The following is a 17,903-nucleotide window of genomic DNA, read 5'->3' as shown; positions in this document are numbered from 1 at the left end:
GGCGCTGACCTTGGCCCCGTCCCCGGGGAACGCCCGAGTCGGCTCAGCCCGCGGTGGCCTTGGCGTAGTGGAACACCTCGGGTGGGAGCGGGTGGTCCAGGCGCCAGACGAAGCGGATGGGCCGCTCGCCCTCGTGGCTCACGTACCGCATGGGCCCGGCATACGTATACGGCGGAGCACCAAGCCCTTCGTCCCGTTTGGACTGCCGGATCAGGAGATGGACCGTGGATTCCCCCGCCAGGTAGCGGCGCGCGGTGGCGGTGGAGGACCGCAGCGTGCTCTGCGACTCCCACTGGAACAGCTCTTCGCTGATCGCCCGGTCGTGGTAGAGCGTGGTGGGCGAGTAATGGTCCTCGGATTTGTCGACGGTGACGAAGAACAGGTCCGCCCGGTGCTCAGGGACGTACTTCACCCCTTCCCGCATGTGCGCGGGCCGGTCGATGCCGAAGGCGGCCAGCACTTCGTTCTTGCTGTAGCGGGCATGGACGAGCAGCGGCACGACCGGATCCAGCGGCGGCGCGACGTGCCGGATTCCCGATCGGAGGACGTCCGCCAGTTCCCCGAGCTCCGCGGCACGAGCGCCGGTGAGCCGCGCGAGGCGGGCCTCCATGCCGGAGGCGGGCTCGGCGCCACCCCACAACATCGCATCCAGCATGGCCATGAGGCGTAGCTCGCGTGGCGACCGGGGAGCCCGGCCGGCCAGCACCTCGCTCACAAAGGTCAGCCGCTCGACGTCGTCGATGTGCAGCATGCGGCCGAAGGCGCGCCCGAGCCCCGCGTCAGGGGCCGCGGCGGCGAGCCCCGCGGTGTTTCGCAGGGAGGCCCAGCCCTGGCGGCCGCGCCGGTAGAGATCCTCCACCTCCAGCCCCGTCTCCCGCAGGAACGCGGACATGCCGACGTCCCCCAGCTCGCGGAGCTCGCGCGCCAGATCCCGCCAGTTCAAGGTGAGCGCCTGCCGTACGTTCTCGAGAACGAGCCGCCGCACGTCACGATCCAGATCGATCACGCACCCGGCGGGCAGCGTCGGGAACCCCTGCTCGATCTCCCGCGCGATGCCGGTACGGCTCGCGCCGGTGAGCGCCCGGTAGCGCCGGTCGAAGCGGAACTGCTTGTGCTGGTGGCCGACGAAGTCGAGCACGGTCAGGCACGGTTTGTCGTCGGCCAGCCGCAACCCACGCCCGAGCTGCTGCAGGAAGACGGTGGCGCTGTCGGTGGGCCGCAGGAAGAGCACGGTGTCGATCTCCGGAACGTCGACGCCCTCGTTGAAGAGGTCGACGGTGAACACCGCGTTGATCCGGCGCTCCCTCAGATCACGCAGCGCCTGGTCACGCTCGTCGCTGCGGCTGTGCGTGGTGACGGCCACCGACGGGAGCCCGGCCCGGGTGAACCGGTCGGCCATGAACCGGGCGTGATCGACGCTCACGCAGAACCCGATGGCCCGCATCCGTCCGACCTCGCCGACCTTGCGCCGAAGCGTCTCCAGCACCACGGCGGCGCGGCGGTCGTTGCCGGTGTAGACGTTCGAGAGCTGGCCGAGGTCGTAACCCTGGCCCCGGCGCCAGCCGATCCGGCGCAGGTCGGTGCCGTCGTGGACGCCGAAATACTGGAACGGGGCCAGCAGCCCGCGCTCCAGCGCCTCCCACAACCGCAGCTCGGCGGCGATCCGGCCGCCGAACCAGTGCTTGATGTCCTGCCCGTCGGCGCGCTCCGGCGTCGCGGTCAGCCCCAGCAGCACCTTGGGCCGCATCCCGGACAGCAGCCGCCGGTACGTGGCGGCCTCGGCATGGTGGAACTCGTCCACCACCACCATGTCGAACCGGTCCGGCTCCGGCAGCGGGTTGGCGTGCAACGTCTGGACCGAGGCGAACACGTGCCGCCACTGCTCCGGCCGGGCCCCGTCCACGTACAGTTCGCCGAACGTCTCGTCCCGCATCACCTGCCGGAACGTGAACAGGCTCTGCCGCAGGATCTCCTTCCGGTGGGCGACGAACAGCAGCGACTCCGCCTGCCCGGCCGCGCGCAGCCGCCGGTAGTCGAGCGCGGCGACCACGGTCTTGCCGGTGCCGGTGGCCATGACGACCAGGTTCCGCCACCGGTCGTGGATCTGCCGCTCGGCGGCGAGCTCGTCGAGGATCTCCCGCTGGTAGGAGTACGGGCGGACATCCACGTGCGCGAAGTCGAGCACGACCGCCCGGCCCCCGGCCCGCTCGGCGGACAGGGCGCGGTCGAGCCGCTCGGCGTCCTGCGCCGGATCGTAGGGCTCGAACGACGGGTCGCCCCAATAGTCGTCGAACGTGGCCGCGAACGTGTCGATCAGGTGCGGCTGTTCGGCCTGGGCGAGTCGTACGTTCCACTCCAGCCCATGGCTGAGGGCGGTGCGCGACAGGTTGGAAGAGCCCACATAGGCCGTGGACAGGCCGTTGTCCCGATGGAACAGCCACGCCTTCGCGTGCAGCCGCGTCATCCGCGTGTCGTAGGACACGCGGATCTCTGCGCCCATGGCCGCCAGCCGATCCAGGGCCAGGCGGTCGGTGGCGCCGATGTAGGTGGTGGTCACCACTCTCAGCCGACCGCCGCGCTGGAGGAACTCCTCGATCGCCTCCGCCAGCACCCGCACGCCGTTCCACTTCACGAACGCGCACAGCAGATCCACCCGATCGGCCGAGGCCAGCTCGCGCTTGAGCTCATGGCCGATCTCCGGCTGTCCGCGGCCGTTGACCAGCAGCGCGCTACCGGTAAGGGGGATCACCGGCCGCGCGGGAAAGCGTACCCGGCCGGCCGCATCCCGATCCCGGCTCCTGGCGACGCCCATCAGCTCCTCAGCCGCCTCCACCATTTCCTCGGGCGAGGCGGCCTCGGGCACCAGGTCCCCGATGAGATCGGCGACCCTGTTGACGATCTCCACCTGCCGCGCCAGCCGTACCGCGTCGTTCTCGCCCCGTACGGAGCGCAGCGCCCGGCGGGTGAGCGCGGCCAGATGCCGGGCCAGCGTCTCGTGGGAGTCGGCGAGGTCCAGCGACCGCCGGTCGACCAGGTCGCGATCGGGAACGGCACGCAGCAGGCCGTCCAGCTCACGGGTGATCAGATGCTGGTAAACGCCCGGCTGAAGATCGCTCACCCCGGCGACTATAAGGCGCGGCCGGCCGCGGGGAAATACGTATCGCCGAGGCCGGAGAACCGCCCTACACTGGCCGACCGTGGTGGACTGGATCGAGCGGGTCGCCGAGCTCCGGCGCTGGACCAGAGGCGGCGAGCGCGCACCGCACAAGCCGCTCCTCCTCCTGTACGCCCTGGGCCATTTCCAACGGAACGGCAACCGGCCCATCCCGTTCAGCGCCGCCGAGGCCGAGCTCAAGAAACTGCTCAAGGAGTACGGCCCGCCCCGCGACACCAGCCCCGGCTACCCCTTCCACCATCTGACGAACGACGGCCTCTGGCTGGTCGACACCCGCCACGGCCCCGGCAGCCCCGGCCCGGAGCTGGGCCGCCTCCGCGACAGCCAGGCCGCCGGCCGCCTCCACCCCGACCTGGCCCGCGCCCTGTCGGAGGAGCCCGGCCTGCTGGGGCGGATCGCCCGCCACCTCCTGGACGCCAACTTCGCCCCATCCCTGCACCCGGACCTGTGCCTGCTGGCCGGCCTCGACCTGGAACCCGGCGTGAAACTCAGGACACCGCCGCTCCTGCGCCGTGACCCGGGCTTCCGCGATCGGGTGCTCATGGCGTACGAGTACTGCTGCGCGTTCTGCTCCTACGACGGCTGGCTGGACGGCGCGGCGGTGGGCCTGGACGCGGCACACGTACGGTGGTGGGCCTTCGACGGTCCCGACGACGTGGCGAACGGCCTGTGCCTGTGCGCCATCCACCACAAACTCTTCGACAAAGGAGTCCTCGGCCTGACCGCCGACCGGACCATCGCCGTCTCCGCGAGGTTCGTGGGCCGGTCGCAGGCCTCCCACGACATGGTCCTCTCCCTGGCCGGCCGCCCCGCCCGAAGCCCTCAGCCTGGACTGGACGGGGTGGAGGCTGACCACATCAGCTGGCACAGCCGCCAGGTCTTCCGCACCCCCGCCCGCGCCTGACGTCATCCTGGTCTTCGTATGCACGCGCTCCCCATAGCCGTCGCGAATTCCGAAATGAGGGCGCCACGACCGGCGCTTTTCACCTCGGCATTCCTCGCACGGGGCACAAGCTCGTGCTTCGATGTTGCCTTGCCAGTACATCGCGTGAATCGCACGATGAGAGGTCACCATGCCAGCTCTCGACGACCCGACCGCCACGTTCCAGGAGTTCGACCGCGACGGGGACGGATACATCACGCGCGAGGAGTTCGCGCTCGCCATGAACGCGCGCGGCGAGGAGGTCACCGACGCCGAGCTCGACTCGATCTTCAAGGTCTCGGACGAGCACGATGGGGACGTGGACGGACGCATCTCGTTGGCGGAGTTCCTGGTGGCCTGGAACAAGTGACGACGCGCTCGCCGGACCTGAACGATCACCTGGTAGCCCCGGAAGTCCGACACCCGTACTGCGTCTCCCGGTTCGGGGATGGCGTGGGGGATTTTGCGGCGGCGCAAGTAGGTGCGGTTGGTGCGAGAGGGGTATGCCTTGCCTTGTCCGCGGCCAGCCGGCCGGGCCGGGTGTGAAGACATCCCGGCCCAGCCGGGAGACCCGGGTGGCTTGCGGCACTGGCAGGAAACTGCGGGTTGTCGCCGTACTGGCCTGGCATCAATACCCGCCCGGCAGCGGCAGTCCGCCGACAGGGGGATCTTGGCACTGACCCCGCCACCGAGCGGCCTAAGCACTCCGCAGCCTGACGACCTCCGCCAGCACCGGATCCTCCCGTCTTATCCCGGTGGCGTCCCCCTTTGCCGTCATGGCACGGGAGGTGGCGGGGTGGGTGCGCGGAGCGCGCCTGCGGCCTGCTGGTTTGCCCGGACGGTGGCGGAGTCCATGGAGATGTCCCAGTCCATGCGGCCCTGGGTGTCCTGCTAGGTCATTCCACCGCTCGCCCCGCCTGCCGTTTTTGGGTAACAGCGCCTTGAGCCACTCCGCCTCGGCGTTCGTCGGCCATCACGTCCCATGCGCTAATCGCGATAACTCGGTCGCATTAGTGAGGAGACCTAAGAAACAACCACTAATCGCTCGCATCATCGTTTCCGTGACTTCGGGTCTCGGCTATGAGGTGATCCATGAACCGGTGTACTTGGATGGGCGTGAGAATCTCGATGGCGTGAGGAGAAATTTTCGCCTCTTTGAACGTGTGCGCCGAGGAGGGACAGTTGTGGCCCCATGGGTGCGCCGCGGCGATGTTCACGTGCCACACACTCGCGCGCAGGGATAGCGAGTCGACCAGCCATAGCTCGTAGTCTTCGCGGTGTTCGGCCAGATAGGTGATGTAGTGAGTGAGTACGGTTTGCGCGACCGCCTCGGCCGTGTCGGCCAGGACGATTCCCTGGGAGTGCTCGCTAGGAGCGGGGTGCCAGCCTTTGGCGTGCTGGTCGGTGTATTCGACGAGGTAGGCGTATAAGTCGGTAGCGTCGGCCGCGTCCGGCTTGCCGAGTTGTTCGGCCGCCTGCGCCGATAGCCGAGCCCAGTCGGCGATGCCGGCGTACAGCACCGCCTGCTGGTTGATTTGCTGAGTGTCTTCGTGCGCGTCGGTTTTGCCAAGGCGCGGCATGTTGAGCAGGGCCGCCACCTGGTAGAGCCGACGGAGAGGAACCAAGCGGTCCCACGCGTCGGTGAGATCGTCCGTCACGGCTTTCAGTGTGGGGGACCGTCAAACGAACAGTCAGGAGAAAGCCAAAAAATCTTCCATGGCGCTTTCTCAGGGCTGTGCGGCGGCGCCCTTGCGCCTACTTTTGTCCTTCTCGTGCTGACTGATGCGATCCGCCTTTCGTGGATTGCCGCCGTCGCCCGCGCTTCTGCGCCTGTATGGCCAGGTCCTGCTCCGATGATTTCGGGCGTTCGATGCGGGTCGGGTTGCCGCGTACGAGCTCATCGTGGATGCGCCAGCGGGCGGTGGTGACGGCGCGCCCCGCAGCCTCGTCGCCGTCCTCGATGCGCTGTCGCAGCAGCCGCATCGCGATGCGGCGGTTGAGGCTGAACTGCCGCTCGGTGTCGACCACGACGACGATCCCCGTGGGCCGGTGGGTCGCCCGTACGGCCGTGCTGGCCTTGTTCCGATGCTGCCCGCCGGGACCGCCGGTCCGGCAGGCGACGATGTCGACATCGGCTTCCGCGAACGTCGTGCGCGGGGTGTCGACCTGGCACTGCTCGGCGATGACGTACCAGTTCTTCCGGCCGGTGCCGGCCCGGTACGGGCTGGGGGCCTGCCAGCAGAGAGTTCCGGTCCACGAGGCGGCGAACGCTCCGGCGCCGTCACCCGCGATCCGGATGAGAACCGATCGATAGGTGCCAGGCCGGTCACCGGGCACAGTCTGGGCCCGATGAGTCTCCAGATTCTGCCGGATGGCGTCGGCTTCCAGGCGGTGCAGCAGTTGCGCCAACGCCCAGGCACACTCCTGCGGACCGCGCCCGGCCGACAGCAACAGGTGGACGCTCACGAACGCCCCCGCTTGCGCCGGTTGTCCCGCTGGGGCGCAGACCCGAGATCAGGGGTCTTGTAGGTGACCAGAGGGATCGTGGTGGCCACGGGCGTAGCCAGGTCATGGTCGACGAGGTCGGCGATCACTTGCTCGATGCGCTTGTACGCGGTCGGCGCCTCCTCGAAAAGCAGCTGGCGGTCGCCGCACACCACCAGCGACCCCATCGGTGTACGGCGCAGCTCCTCGACCGTGTGCTTGGCTCGCCCCCGGCGCAGAGCGTCCGCACGCGACATCTTCCGGCCCGCGCCGTGCGCCACCGAATGGCCGGCCTCCGGCCCGGCGTGGGCGGCCACGAGGTACGAAGGAGTGCCTCGCGTACCGGCGATGAGCACGTCACGGCCATCACCCGGCGCCGCCCCCTTGCGGTGCAGGTAGACCCCGTCGCGGAGCTCGACCAGGTTGTGGCACTGGTCGACGATCGGCTCGGTGGGCTCGAACCCCAGCGCATGGGCGACCCGCGCCGCCAGCAGCCGCCGATTGAGCGATCCCCAGCGTACGGCGTCGTCATGCATCGCCAGATAGGCCCCCGGATCAGGAGCGGGACCCGCCCCGTGGACCTCGGTGTGCGCCCGCAGGATCCGTTCGCCCAGCCCTCGCGAACCGCTGTGGACGATGAGAACCAGGTCACCGGCGGCGAGTCCAAGCCGGCTCGCGTGGTCCGGCTCGAAGACGGTCCCGATCCGCGCCAGCTCGACAAAGTGGTTGCCCCGGCCGACCGTCCCGAGGCCCTCCAGGTGACCTGCGGGAACGTCACCCTTCACCACGGCCCAGGCCGGGTCGTCGGCATCCCGTTCAGGGTCCAGCGCGCGATCGAGATCGGGGAACCGGGCGGCAAGCTTCTCGGGTACGGCCCGCTTGAGCTTGACGGGGAACACGGCGATGCCGCAACCGATGTCGGAGCCCACCAGGAACGGGTACAGGACAGTCGACGCCATGGCGGCGCCGATGGGGGCGCCCTTGCCGGGGTGCAGGTCCGGCATGGCGGCGACGTGCATCATGCCGTCGAGGGCGGCCACCTGGTGACACTGCGCGACGGCATCGGACTCGATCCAGCTCGCGGGGGAGGCGAACACGGCGACGGTGGCCGGGGTGGGCGGCAGCGGGAACTCCTGCCGGGAGTGTTGCTGAGACAAAGACGCTCTCTTCGCTGAAGAGGGTATGGGCGGGCGGCATCACGGCGCGAGCCGGCGCCGTGGCATCTCGGGGTAGCGGGGTGCTGTCCGTCAGAGCATCATGAACACACGTTCCCCTGAGCCCGCAACGCGAGGCAAGCGATTTTCGGCCGTACGTCGCGCCTCCAGCGGATCTTCAAGCACCTGTGCTGGTGCAGTTCGCCCGATCGATGGTCTCGGTCACGGGCCGAGTTCCGCGTGGTCGCCTCGACCAAGGGAACCATCCGGCCACCGCCGCCACCGTGAAGATGAGTCGGCGGCCCGCGCCACCCGGCCTGCCTGCCGAATGGGCCGATCTCCAGAAAGGGCTGAGATGCAGCCGGTCTTCGTCGGCAGCGATCCGGCGCCGGAACGGCGGCCGCCTCGCTCGGATCACGCCGTTCCGCCCTGACCGCCGAGCGTGGCCCAACGGCCTGAAGGTCACGGCCATGGGCGCCGTGACCTTCAAGATCAGCATGTCAGGCCGTGAGAGCGGCCGCCGCTTCCCGGTAGACGACACTCGGGTCCTCGGACAGCCACGCCTTCACCTGGCGGCTCCAGTCGTCGGCGAGCACCTCGGGCCGGCGCGCCTCGATGCCGTCGAGGGCTGCCTCGACGATCACCTCAGGAGCGGCCTTGTCGCCGGTGTACCAGGCCATCATGTCGGTGTCCGCGGCACCCAGGTGCAGACCCGTCACCAGGGTGCCCTGGTTGGCGAGCTCCAGCCGTACGCTGTTGGTGAGCGCCCACTCAGCCGCCTTGGCCGCATGGTAGGCACCCGCGCCGTCGAAGGCGAGCCAGGAGAGCGCGGACAGGACGTTGAGGATCGCGCCGTCGGCCAGCTGGGGCGCGAAGGCGCGGATCACGTTGAGGGTGCCGTAGAAGTGGGTGTCCATTTCGCGGCGGATCGTGTCCAGGTCCCCGGTGACCAGGTTCGCCCCGGTCGAGATTCCCGCGTTGTTGATGACGATCTTTACGTCGGGTGCTGCGGCGGCCGCGGCGGCGACCGATGCCGGATCCGTGATGTCGAGGCGCAGCGGGACGACTCCCGGTACGTCAATGAGGTCCGGGCGGCGGGCGGTGGCGTACACCTTGGCGGCACCGCGGTCGAGAAGGGACAGGACAAATTGTCGGCCGAGGCCCCGGTTGGCGCCGGTGACCAGCACATGTGCTCCGTTGATCTGCATACCGGATAGGCTAAAACCTGACGTTGACGTCAGAGGCAAGTCCTGTGATGGAGGTCACGGTGCGTATCGGTGAGTTGGCGGCGAAGTCGGGCGTCAGTGTGCGGGCCCTGCGCTACTACGAGGAGCAGGGGTTGCTGGAGGCGAACCGGAGCGCCTCTGGACAGCGCCACTACCGAGAGTCAGCGGCCGACCGCGTCAGGCTGATCCAGATGCTCTACGCGGCCGGCCTGTCCAGCCGGACCATCGCCGAACTGCTGCCCTGCGTTGACGCCAAGGTCAGCACTCCGGAGTCGCGTGCCCGGCTCGCCGCTGAGCGTAATCGCATCGATGCCCAGATCACTGAGTTGACCCGTACTCGTGACCGCCTGGACGCGGTCATCCGGGTCTCCGAAAGTGCGGCCAGCGACTGCACATGGGTCGCGGACCGAGACATGGCCGCGGAGGCGAGTCCCCAGTTCCAGTGAACCCGAGGCTCGAAAAGCCTCCTCGAGTCTTGGGTCCGTGTTGAGGACTCTTCAGTTCGCGTGGCTTCTCCCCGCATCTCGGACCCGTATCCCGGACTCTCATATCCCGTCCGCACCCCCAAGAGCCCGGGAACCGTCGGCCCGCCCGGCGAACTGCCTACTATCACCCGACCTCTGATCGGGCGATGCGCAAGGACAGATGGTGCCCCGTACGGTCAGGCGTATGAGCATCGAAGATCGGAAGGTGCGCACCGCGAGGAAACGCCCTCGTCACATCGGCGGATGGTGTCGGGGCGAGGGGAATGTGGCGGACCGGACGTCCTGGTCCTGGACGCGTGGACGGGTCCTCGCGGCGGTTGCGATGCTGGTGGCCGGGCTGCTGGCGTTCCCCGGCGTCGTGCCCAACACCGTGGGCAATCTCGGCAGCCTGCTGGAGACCTTCCTGCCCTGGGGCGGTCTGGCCGTTCCCGTACTGATGCTCCCGGCACTGCTGCGTCGTTCGGCCACGGCGATGGTGTCCCTGGTGCTGCCCACCGCGGTCTGGGCCGGCCTCTTCGGTGAGCGATTGTTACCCGCTGATCGGGGAACGGCTCACGACCTGACCGTGCTCCAGCACAACGTCAACGACGAGAACCCCGATCCCGAAGGAACCGCGCGAGCCCTGGCCCAGGCCGGAGCCGACCTCATCGCTTTGGAGGAGCTGACGCCTGACGCCCTGCCCGCCTACGAGGCCGTCCTCACGTCCGGCCATCCGTACCACACGGTCGTGGGCACTGTCGGGCTCTGGTCCAAGCATCCCCTTGCGGACTCCCGTCCGGTGGACATCAGACCCGTGGAGGTCGGAGGAGACTGGAGCCGAGGTCTGCGATCCACCGTGCGGACGCCATCCGGCGACGTGGCCGTGTACGTCGCTCACCTGCCCTCAGTCCGTATCCGACTGCCGGACGGCTTCGGCACCGGCTGGCGGGACGAGAGCGCTGCCGCACTGGGCGCGGCCATCGCCGCGGAAGATCTGGACAGGATCATTCTGCTGGGCGACTTCAACAGCACCCTCGACGACCGAGGCCTGGCTCCGGTCACCTCCCGGATGACCCCGGCAGAAGAGGGTTTCGACTTCAGCTGGCCGGCAACCTTCCCCCTGGCTCGGATCGACCACGTCATGACGCGCACGGCGACCCCTGTCACCACCTGGGCCCTGCCCGCCACCGGCAGCGACCACCTGCCGATCGCAGCCCGCATCAAGCTCTGACCCGCACCGGCGACCGAGGGAACCGCGCTCGTCTCGCGTCTCCCAGGGGGCGACCGCACTACGCCGGAAACGTACCGTTGGACCGGCGATGGGCGCTTCACTCAGGTCAGCGGCTTCAAGATCAACCATGGCTGGCTCTGGCCACCCCTCAGGGAGTATGGATTCGAACCTAATGACCCCATACGACCCCGAGTTTCGCCGACTCGGGCACTCGCCTCCTCAGAGGCCTCAACCCGAATCGGAGCTTGACTCCGGACCGCAGGCAGTGCAAAGGGGGCAAGGGCCTGACGGGCGGCGGTCGGCAGGGACGAGTGAATGCCTGAGTCGATACCGGACCTGGAGTCCTCTGCTCACGCCGTGCCCCTTGGTCCCTCTCGACCGCCGTTCACCAGTCGCCTCTTTCGCCAAGATCGTGGCGCGAGCCAGCCGGAGGAGACGCCGCGCATATCTACCCGGCACCTTTGCGCCGAACGCGGACGTGCGACGGGCTGGGATCACGAACTGCTAATCGGATGTCGAGCCGCCGAGCTCTCTCGTTAGGGCATAGCGTGCCCCTGCGCCGCTCACCCGGGCCAAGAATCGAACAAAGAAGCCGCTGCCGCAGGACTCCGAGCTGGCCGAGGCGATCGCCGCGCAGGCCCGGACGCAACAAGACGCTGTCTGGAACCATCAGCAACTGGCCAACCAGCTGCGATCCCTGCTGCGCGAGTACTGCCCCGCAGCGCTGAAGGCCTTCCACGTCAAGAACATCGGCCTGATCCCCCGTGAGGCTCGTGCCGTCCTTCAAGCGGCGCCCACGCCCGCCAAGCTCACTGCCCGTCGCTTGCACCCCTTGCTGCGCGCGCCTCGGGCCCGCAGCGCAACATCGCCGCTTGGACCAGCCGCCCGCAGGCACTGTTCGGCGAAGAACACCTTCACCAGCTCCCGCCGGTGGAGAAAGCACTCGGCCGCCACGCCCAGGCGCCCCCCGGCAGCCGGATGCAGCATGCCGCGCCGCTGACGATCTCGCCGAAGCCACCAGTGAGGCCTTCCACCAGCACCAGGACACGGCAATCAGCACCAGCTTCCCGGGCCCTGGCCGATCTCACCAGCGCCCGGATGCTCGCCGAGCTCAGCGATGACCGCGCCCGCTTCGCCGACGCCCGAGCGCTGAAGACCTACGCCGGCGCAGCCCCGATCAGTTGCGCCCCGGGCAAGAACCTGGTCGTCCACCACCGCAAGCTGAAGAACCAGCGCCTGGCCGCCACCGGGTACGTTCGGCCCTTTGCCGTCCTGCGAGCACCGGGGCCTAGGAAGCACTACGACCGGCGACGCGCCGAAGGCGACCGGCACTCCAGCGCGCTACGCAACACCTTCGACCGGATGCTCGGCCACCTGTTCCACTGCCTGCAGAAAAGCAAGACCTATGACGAGCTCACCGCCTTCCCTCCTCGTCCATCGATGCGACTCAACCAAGCGTCCTGAGTGTCGGCCAACCCCTCTACCAGCGGCAAAGGGACGAAGCGGCACGCGAACTCCATACCAGCGTCCGCGCCATCACCATGAACACGGTGGTGCCATACATCAGCGCCATCGGGGTCGGTGGTGAGCTGGAAGAACGTCGTCTGCCGCGGCTGGCCGTTATCCTCACGAGGTTTGTGGTCCACCGCAATGGGCCCGACGATGGCGACTTCGGTCAAGCCGGTCTCCTCTGCGACTTCCCGCAGGACGGCTTCTTCCAGACTTTCATCCGGCAGGACCCCTCCCGCCGGCACTTGGGTGCCGGCTTCGGGTGCGTCGACATGATCGAAGACAAGGAGCTCCGGGGTGGACCGGTAACGGAGGACGTAGGCAGCGACGCGGATTCTTGGCCCAGACATCCGTCCATAATCCCACGCACCGATCTTGAAGGCTTCGCCAGAGCCAAGGATTTGACACTCTAGGCAGATCGGATATCTGCAGCACCCGCTTTAGGAGAGCGTGAATTGTGCGGCCAGACCATCTAGTCTGACCTGCGAAAACACCTTGCCTAGCCCCCCTGATGGGGAAGATCATCCCGCCCATGTCCCGCGTCATCGTTGACTGCAGTCACAACAGTACTCGGGAAGTCGGGCCAGCACCTGGCGCGCGAGGCTATCTACCAGGCAACGCGCCTACCGCACCGCGGCGGACTAAACGACGGCAGGAATACCGCGCACCGACTGACAAATCCGGCGACGTTGGCGCTGTGCCGACCAACGCGCCATCTGGTTGAAGTGCCAAAATTGATCAGTCAGCGGTCCACGAAGGTAGCCAACCGCCAGATATCCGGATTGGGAACCTTATTGTCAGCCAGGGACCACATCGGCTGGAGCACACAGACGCTGGTACATCGCGCCACTGAGCGTGGCCAGGGCGCCATCTCCGCTTGGAGAGAGACCTGGGCGTATAGGGACAGGTCATCCAGAGGGAGGCCTGGGTATGCTTCGTTGACGAAATAAGCCAAACCTTCTTCCGCTCAAGGAAACAGCTGGGTCAGGCGCGGGTGGACCCCGATCGTGAGAGTGTCCGACGAGGGTTCGGACCGAGTCTCGGTTGCCAGCCTGGTGGGTATCACAGCCCGGGCGGTGCACACGGCTCATCTAGCGGACGATCAACTTCACGGTCGCAAGAACGACCCCAAACGCCTCGCCGTCCACGATTTCAAGCTCCTGTTCCAGGTCGCCCACCAGCAGTTACACAACCAGCCCATGATCGTGTGGGACACCCTGCCCGCGCATATCTGCACTGAGATACACATCTCAGCGTATCGCCACAAATATCTCCCCACCAATATAGGATCGGGTCGAACATCTGAGCTCCAGCCCAAGCCATGCGTCGGTGATACCAGGTGCTACAGAGTGTGAAAGTTAGGGTGTCATGTCGATCTCGGGTGTGTGATCAGGCCAGTGTGTGTCAGGAAGGCGTCTAAAAGCTTGGGGCGGTACTGCATCTGCTTGAGACGGCTGCGGATGACCGCGGCGAGGTCGTCGAGCGTGCCAGGGGCCAGATTGCCCAGGCCACGTTTGAGGTGCGACTACACGCTCTCCACGGGATTGAGCTCGGGCGCATAGGTCGGTAAGGAGAACACCGTCAGCCACGGGCGCGTGTCGATCAGGCTGCGCATCAGGGCGTCGACGTGGGTGTTGACGTTGTCCCAGATCAGCACGATCGGCCCACCGAGCTGCTGATGGGCGGCATCCAGCAGACGGGCGTAGTCGCTCTCGTTGAACCCTTTGCGTTCGTTCTTACGACGCCGGTAGATCCTCATGCGGTAGATCAGCCGAGTCCGCTGCCCCGGCTTGAGACAGATCATCCCGGCCAGGTTGACGCGTCCGGAGCCCTTGCCCGAGACGGTGACGGTCGGGGTGCATCCACCGCGGGACCAGGTACGGGCCTTGGGAGGCCTCAGCGACTGGCCTGCCTCGTCGGCGAAGCAGATCCACGCGTCCTGATCCCGCGCCGTTGTTCCACGAGCGGCCAGGTGTCCTTCACCCAGGTGGCGATCGCCTCTTCGTCGCGCTCGGCGGCGCGGCGCTGGGGAACCTGCGGACTCCAGCCCATCCGATGCAGCAGATAGGAGATCCCACGCGGGGTGTAGGACAGGTGGAACAACCGGCCGACCAGCACCGTGACCCGCGCCGGCGTCCACCGCTGATCCTCACTCCACCCCCACACGGCCGGACCGGCGTCCAACGCGGCCTCCAACCGCTCCACCTGCGCAGCGCTGAGCCGGCAGCGCTGCCCACCCGGCCCCTTCGACTCCAGCGCCTGGGCCCCTGCCGTGCGCCAGGCCTTGTGCCAGACATAGGCCGACTTGCGTGAGACCCGCAGCCTCTTGGCCACCTGGGGCGGTGACATGCCAGCGGCGAACAGCCCGGCAGCTTCCAAGCGGACCTGTTCACGCTTGGCTCGCGCCGCCGGGGTCAGACCACCACCATCCGGATAACGCATCCCACCGGCATACTCCCGAACCCCGCCACGAGCACGCAACCACGCCGTGTTACCTCAGACTTTCAACCGCTGTAGCACCACGGCATTTCCCTACAAGCGGACTGTGTGAAGGCTGGGACGTACCTCGCCATCGAGCGATTCCCTGCAACTAGTATCACCATTTGTTATGACTGCTACACGCGGCGTAGCGATCATGTATAAGTAGGTCAGTAGTCTGCTGGGCTTATGCTCTCGATCGGAGGCGTTGTGTCGATCACAGTGAAGCGTGGGATCGCAGGCGCGCTGGCGGTCATAGCCGCTGCAGCAATCGGATTGATCACAAATTTCCTGACAGATCGTCCATCTTGGGGCTGGTGGGTCGCACTTGGAGCTCTGACTGTTCTGGCCGTTGTCCTCCAAGTCGGCCTCGAACAATCATCGAGCAAGGAGGGCGGCGATCGAACGATTGCTGCTGGAGATGGCTCCGTGGCAGTGGGCGGTTCGTCATCCGGAGCCATTAGAACCACGGTTTCTATCAACAATAATCACGTAGATTCTCCCGCAGGTGATGGATGCATCGCCTCCGGAGCTGGCGCCGTAGCTATCCAGGGAGATGCTACGGATTCTATCGAGACAAACGTCCGAAGCGCATCAGAATCGACGAGGTCGAGGACAGGTGATGAGGCGGAAGGGCGATGAGGTACAGGCTTCGGGTAATGCGGCGACTGCCGTTGGTCGAGACGTAAACGCGCCAATACTCACCAATCCTGTATTCTTGATGGCTGGCATTCGTGAGGACGACGTGAGCGCTCCGTGTCCGATTATTCTGCCACCAAGGATTGTAGACTTCACCGGTCGCGATACCGAGATAGACATCATTGAGGCATTAGTTGATGATGAACGCGGCACTACAGGCACGCTTGTTATATCGGGAAAGCCAGGTGTAGGGAAGACAGCCTTAGCAGTTCACGTGGCCTATCGCCTGCTTGACCGATTTCCTGACGGATCTATGTATTTTGACTTGCGAGGTGTTGATAAGGAGCCAGCGTCCACTGAAGACATCATGGCGCGAATAATGAGGGCTCTAGGCGTGTCCGAGGATGGCATTCCAACAGATGCTGCTCAGCGTTTGGATGTCTATCGCAGCCTTATCGGTCGAAGTTCTTTGCTTATTATCTTGGATAATGCAGCGAGTGAGTCGCAGGTGAGGCCACTAATCCCGTCAGGAAATACAACACTTACCTTGGTTACAAGCCGCAATCAACTCGCCGGTCTTGAGAGTGTTCTACGTGTCGACCTGGATGATTTCCCGCTCAAATGCTCCTTGGATTTACTGGAGAAGATAAGCGGAAGAGGCCATGGCGATATGAGCAAGAAGAGTGCAGGCGACGTTGCAAGGTATTGTGGCTATCTGCCTCTAGCCCTTCGTATAGCCGGTAACCGGCTTTACTCTTCAAGCAATATGCGGATGGAGGATCTCGCGAAAGAACTGCGGGACGAGAGTAGGCGCCTGGACTCGCTTGAAATAGGCGATCTAGCCGTTCGTGCCGCATTTAGGATTTCGTACCGCAGATTGGGAAAATCAACCAAGCGAGTCTTTAAGTATCTATCGGCAATCCCGGGCGAAGACTTTGGTGTTGCAATATGTTCAGCGCTCACCGGCTATCATGAGAAAGAGGCCAAAAGATCACTGACCCGACTTGCCGAAGCTAATTTGATCGAGCGATCAGAGATATATGGCCGATACAGGCTCCACGACCTGATAAAAATATATTCACGCGAAGAGCTTTTGAAAGAGTCGTCAGCGAATGTCGCTACAAGTCTTACACGCATGTTCGAGTGGGTGGAGCATTCTCTCATTAGAGCGACAACTACCCTATCTGGCCAGATACAGGTTGAGCTCCCTTCTGCCTCTGGAGCAGATTTTGATTCGGTCGATGACGCAAGCGAATGGCTAAGGCAGGAGCTTTCAACTGCGGTCACCGCTATGCGTTCTCTTGTAAGCGACCGGAAACACGAATCGGCACTTCTGCTTGCTACCACCCTCAATATGGCCTGCGAACTCACAGGCCGTTGGCACGAATGGGACGAGGTTATTGCTCTTGGTAAGAGGCTATCGTGCGATTCTGGAGACCCGCTGAGCCGGATAATTTTTCTGGCGGCTAAGGCTAATTTGTGCCGATATCGTCGCGAATATGCTGAGGCTCTGACCTCTGCGACTGAAGCCTATGAAGTGGCAAAAGCGCTCAATGTTAAGCCGATCATCGCGCAGGTAGCTAATCAGTTAGGCAGTCTGTACAACGAGACCGGAAGGCAGTCGGAAGGTGTCCCTCTTCTGGAGAAGAGCCTGTCGATCTTTCGTGAGCTTGGCCTAACGCACTACATTGGGGAGGTCTTGTATAACTTGGGTAATGCTCACCGAATTGCCGGCGACCCGGAAACGGCTATTGCGTACTATATGGAGGATTTGAAGATCTGTCGCGAATCTGGCGATGTGTGGGGAGTTGGAGAGACTCTAAATACACTCGCTGTCGCATATCATTATACCGGCTCGTTGTTAGAAGCCGAGGAGTGCCAAAGGGAAGCACTAGAGATCTTTCAGCGCCTTGGCAATGATGATAAAGAGAGCATGGTCCTCATAGATCTGGGGAACACATTGAGAGGTCAGGGGAGGCATCAAGAGGCACTTTCACTGTGCCTTCGAGCGATCGAGATTACTCGGGCTATAAATGACACGTCGGGCCTGGGTATTGCACTGTCTAATGCTGCCGATGCGCTACTTCATCTGGGGAGGTATGAAGAAGCCCGGACGATGTCAGATGATGCGATCGCTACCCTCGAGCCTATTGGAGATGACCCAAGGCTTGCACGCAGCTTGGTCGGGCAGGTTCCCATTCTGTTCAACGCCGGACATGTCGAATTTGCTCTTCAGCGTGTTGAACGAGCGGTGTCAATCCTCGCAAAGTTTGGCGAAATACGCGATATCGCAGATGCCTACCGGACCGTTGCCCACGAATGTGGCCAAATTGGTAACCACGCTTATGCGCTCGAGTATGTTGAAAAGGCCCTCGACCAAGGGGTGACCTCTCCGCGATTCCTGGCTACTTGCTACTTGATAGGAACAGTAGCAGCTGTCGGAGTGGAGGATCCGAATATTGCTCGCCGTTTCCTGGCGGGGTGGCGAGTTCTCGCTTCCGCGCACCCATTTTTAGAGGAAGAGATGGCTGTTTCCTTCAGTCAGTTCATCGATAAGGAACACAACGGCGACGAGGGCGCGTAGAAGGAAAGGTGGCGAGGATAAAGGTTCTTTATATAAT

At 65.0% G+C, this 17,903-nt stretch carries 14 protein-coding genes; 6 read left to right on the top strand and 8 right to left on the bottom strand.

Going from position 1 to position 17,903, the window contains the following annotated elements; all coding sequences use genetic code 11:
- Nucleotides 1-43 precede the first annotated feature (43 nt).
- Entirely contained in the window at nt 44-3,118 is a 3,075-nt protein-coding gene (locus HD596_RS08980; protein ID WP_185068815.1) for a DEAD/DEAH box helicase, read from the bottom strand.
- An 82-nt stretch (nt 3,119-3,200) separates the two neighbouring features.
- Here HD596_RS08980 and HD596_RS08975 point away from each other — a divergent pair, with 82 nt between their 5' ends.
- Both HD596_RS08975 and HD596_RS08970 read left to right on the top strand, forming a co-directional pair.
- Entirely contained in the window at nt 3,201-4,079 is an 879-nt protein-coding gene (locus HD596_RS08975; RefSeq protein WP_185078365.1) for a phosphorothioated DNA-binding restriction endonuclease, read from the top strand.
- A 169-nt stretch (nt 4,080-4,248) separates the two neighbouring features.
- On the top strand, nt 4,249-4,467 hold the full coding sequence (locus HD596_RS08970; RefSeq protein ID WP_185068814.1) for an EF-hand domain-containing protein: 219 nt from the start codon (nt 4,249-4,251) through the stop codon (nt 4,465-4,467).
- Between the two features lie 667 nt (nt 4,468-5,134).
- On the opposite strand, the gene HD596_RS08965 is transcribed toward HD596_RS08970, so the two are convergent.
- The 4 genes from HD596_RS08965 to HD596_RS08950 all read right to left on the bottom strand — a co-directional run bounded on the left by HD596_RS08965 (nt 5,135) and on the right by HD596_RS08950 (nt 8,943).
- Nucleotides 5,135-5,755 carry a hypothetical protein gene (locus HD596_RS08965; protein WP_185068813.1) on the bottom strand — a complete coding sequence of 207 codons (621 nt, stop codon included), beginning with the start codon at nt 5,753-5,755 and terminating at the stop codon, nt 5,135-5,137.
- Nucleotides 5,756-5,852: 97 nt separating this feature from the next.
- Nucleotides 5,853-6,563 (bottom strand): peptide chain release factor H, encoded by a 711-nt coding sequence (gene prfH / locus HD596_RS08960; protein ID WP_313043326.1) that lies wholly within the window; start codon nt 6,561-6,563, stop codon nt 5,853-5,855.
- Nucleotides 6,560-7,738, bottom strand: a complete 1,179-nt coding sequence (locus HD596_RS08955) for an RNA ligase RtcB family protein (RefSeq protein WP_185068812.1) — start codon at nt 7,736-7,738, stop codon at nt 6,560-6,562. The genes prfH and HD596_RS08955 overlap by 4 nt, the downstream gene beginning before the upstream one ends.
- Before the next feature lie 497 nt (nt 7,739-8,235).
- Nucleotides 8,236-8,943, bottom strand: a complete 708-nt coding sequence (locus HD596_RS08950) for an SDR family oxidoreductase (RefSeq protein WP_185068811.1) — start codon at nt 8,941-8,943, stop codon at nt 8,236-8,238.
- A 59-nt stretch (nt 8,944-9,002) separates the two neighbouring features.
- On the opposite strand from HD596_RS08950, the gene HD596_RS08945 reads away from it, so the two are divergent.
- The 3 genes from HD596_RS08945 to HD596_RS08935 all read left to right on the top strand — a co-directional run bounded on the left by HD596_RS08945 (nt 9,003) and on the right by HD596_RS08935 (nt 12,120).
- Nucleotides 9,003-9,407: a MerR family transcriptional regulator gene (locus HD596_RS08945; RefSeq protein WP_185068810.1), complete on the top strand. Its 405-nt coding sequence runs from the start codon at nt 9,003-9,005 to the stop codon at nt 9,405-9,407.
- 361 nt (nt 9,408-9,768) lie between these two features.
- On the top strand, nt 9,769-10,656 hold the full coding sequence (locus tag HD596_RS08940) for an endonuclease/exonuclease/phosphatase family protein (RefSeq protein ID WP_376776143.1): 888 nt from the start codon (nt 9,769-9,771) through the stop codon (nt 10,654-10,656).
- A 1,098-nt stretch (nt 10,657-11,754) separates the two neighbouring features.
- Nucleotides 11,755-12,120 (top strand): hypothetical protein, encoded by a 366-nt coding sequence (locus HD596_RS08935; protein ID WP_281398182.1) that lies wholly within the window; start codon nt 11,755-11,757, stop codon nt 12,118-12,120.
- On the opposite strand, the gene HD596_RS65590 is transcribed toward HD596_RS08935, so the two are convergent.
- From HD596_RS65590 to HD596_RS08920, 3 genes are all read right to left on the bottom strand, one after another.
- Nucleotides 12,060-12,515, bottom strand: a complete 456-nt coding sequence (locus HD596_RS65590; protein WP_185068807.1) for an NUDIX hydrolase — start codon at nt 12,513-12,515, stop codon at nt 12,060-12,062. The genes HD596_RS08935 and HD596_RS65590 overlap by 61 nt on opposite strands.
- 1,175 nt (nt 12,516-13,690) lie before the next feature.
- Complete coding sequence (locus HD596_RS60295; RefSeq protein WP_246555879.1) at nt 13,691-14,065, bottom strand: transposase; 375 nt, start codon at nt 14,063-14,065, stop codon at nt 13,691-13,693.
- Nucleotides 14,062-14,607, bottom strand: coding sequence for a winged helix-turn-helix domain-containing protein (locus HD596_RS08920; RefSeq protein ID WP_185068783.1), 546 nt, complete (start codon nt 14,605-14,607; stop codon nt 14,062-14,064). Before HD596_RS08920 ends, HD596_RS60295 begins: the two co-directional genes overlap by 4 nt.
- A gap of 658 nt (nt 14,608-15,265) precedes the next feature.
- Between HD596_RS08920 and HD596_RS08915 the strand changes: the two genes are divergently transcribed.
- Entirely contained in the window at nt 15,266-17,866 is a 2,601-nt protein-coding gene (locus HD596_RS08915; RefSeq protein WP_185068806.1) for an ATP-binding protein, read from the top strand.
- Nucleotides 17,867-17,903: the final 37 nt, after the last annotated feature.

The sequence above is a fragment of the Nonomuraea jabiensis genome, from assembly GCF_014204795.1.
Classification (GTDB): domain Bacteria; phylum Actinomycetota; class Actinomycetes; order Streptosporangiales; family Streptosporangiaceae; genus Nonomuraea; species Nonomuraea jabiensis.
Note: the sequence above shows the minus strand (reverse complement) of the source record. Positions and strands in the feature narration are given on the sequence as shown.

Excerpts from the sequence above, each read along its gene's own strand:
- HD596_RS08940 (WP_376776143.1), top strand. The coding sequence starts at position 9,769 with ATGCTGGTGGCCGGGCTGCTGGCGTTCCCCGGCGTCGTGCCCAACACC.
- HD596_RS08920 (WP_185068783.1), bottom strand. The coding sequence starts at position 14,607 with ATGCGTTATCCGGATGGTGGTGGTCTGACCCCGGCGGCGCGAGCCAAG.
- HD596_RS08935 (WP_281398182.1), top strand. The coding sequence starts at position 11,755 with ATGCTCGCCGAGCTCAGCGATGACCGCGCCCGCTTCGCCGACGCCCGA.
- HD596_RS08950 (WP_185068811.1), bottom strand. The coding sequence starts at position 8,943 with ATGCAGATCAACGGAGCACATGTGCTGGTCACCGGCGCCAACCGGGGC.
- HD596_RS65590 (WP_185068807.1), bottom strand. The coding sequence starts at position 12,515 with ATGTCTGGGCCAAGAATCCGCGTCGCTGCCTACGTCCTCCGTTACCGG.
- HD596_RS08970 (WP_185068814.1), top strand. The coding sequence starts at position 4,249 with ATGCCAGCTCTCGACGACCCGACCGCCACGTTCCAGGAGTTCGACCGC.
- HD596_RS08915 (WP_185068806.1), top strand. The coding sequence starts at position 15,266 with ATGAGGCGGAAGGGCGATGAGGTACAGGCTTCGGGTAATGCGGCGACT.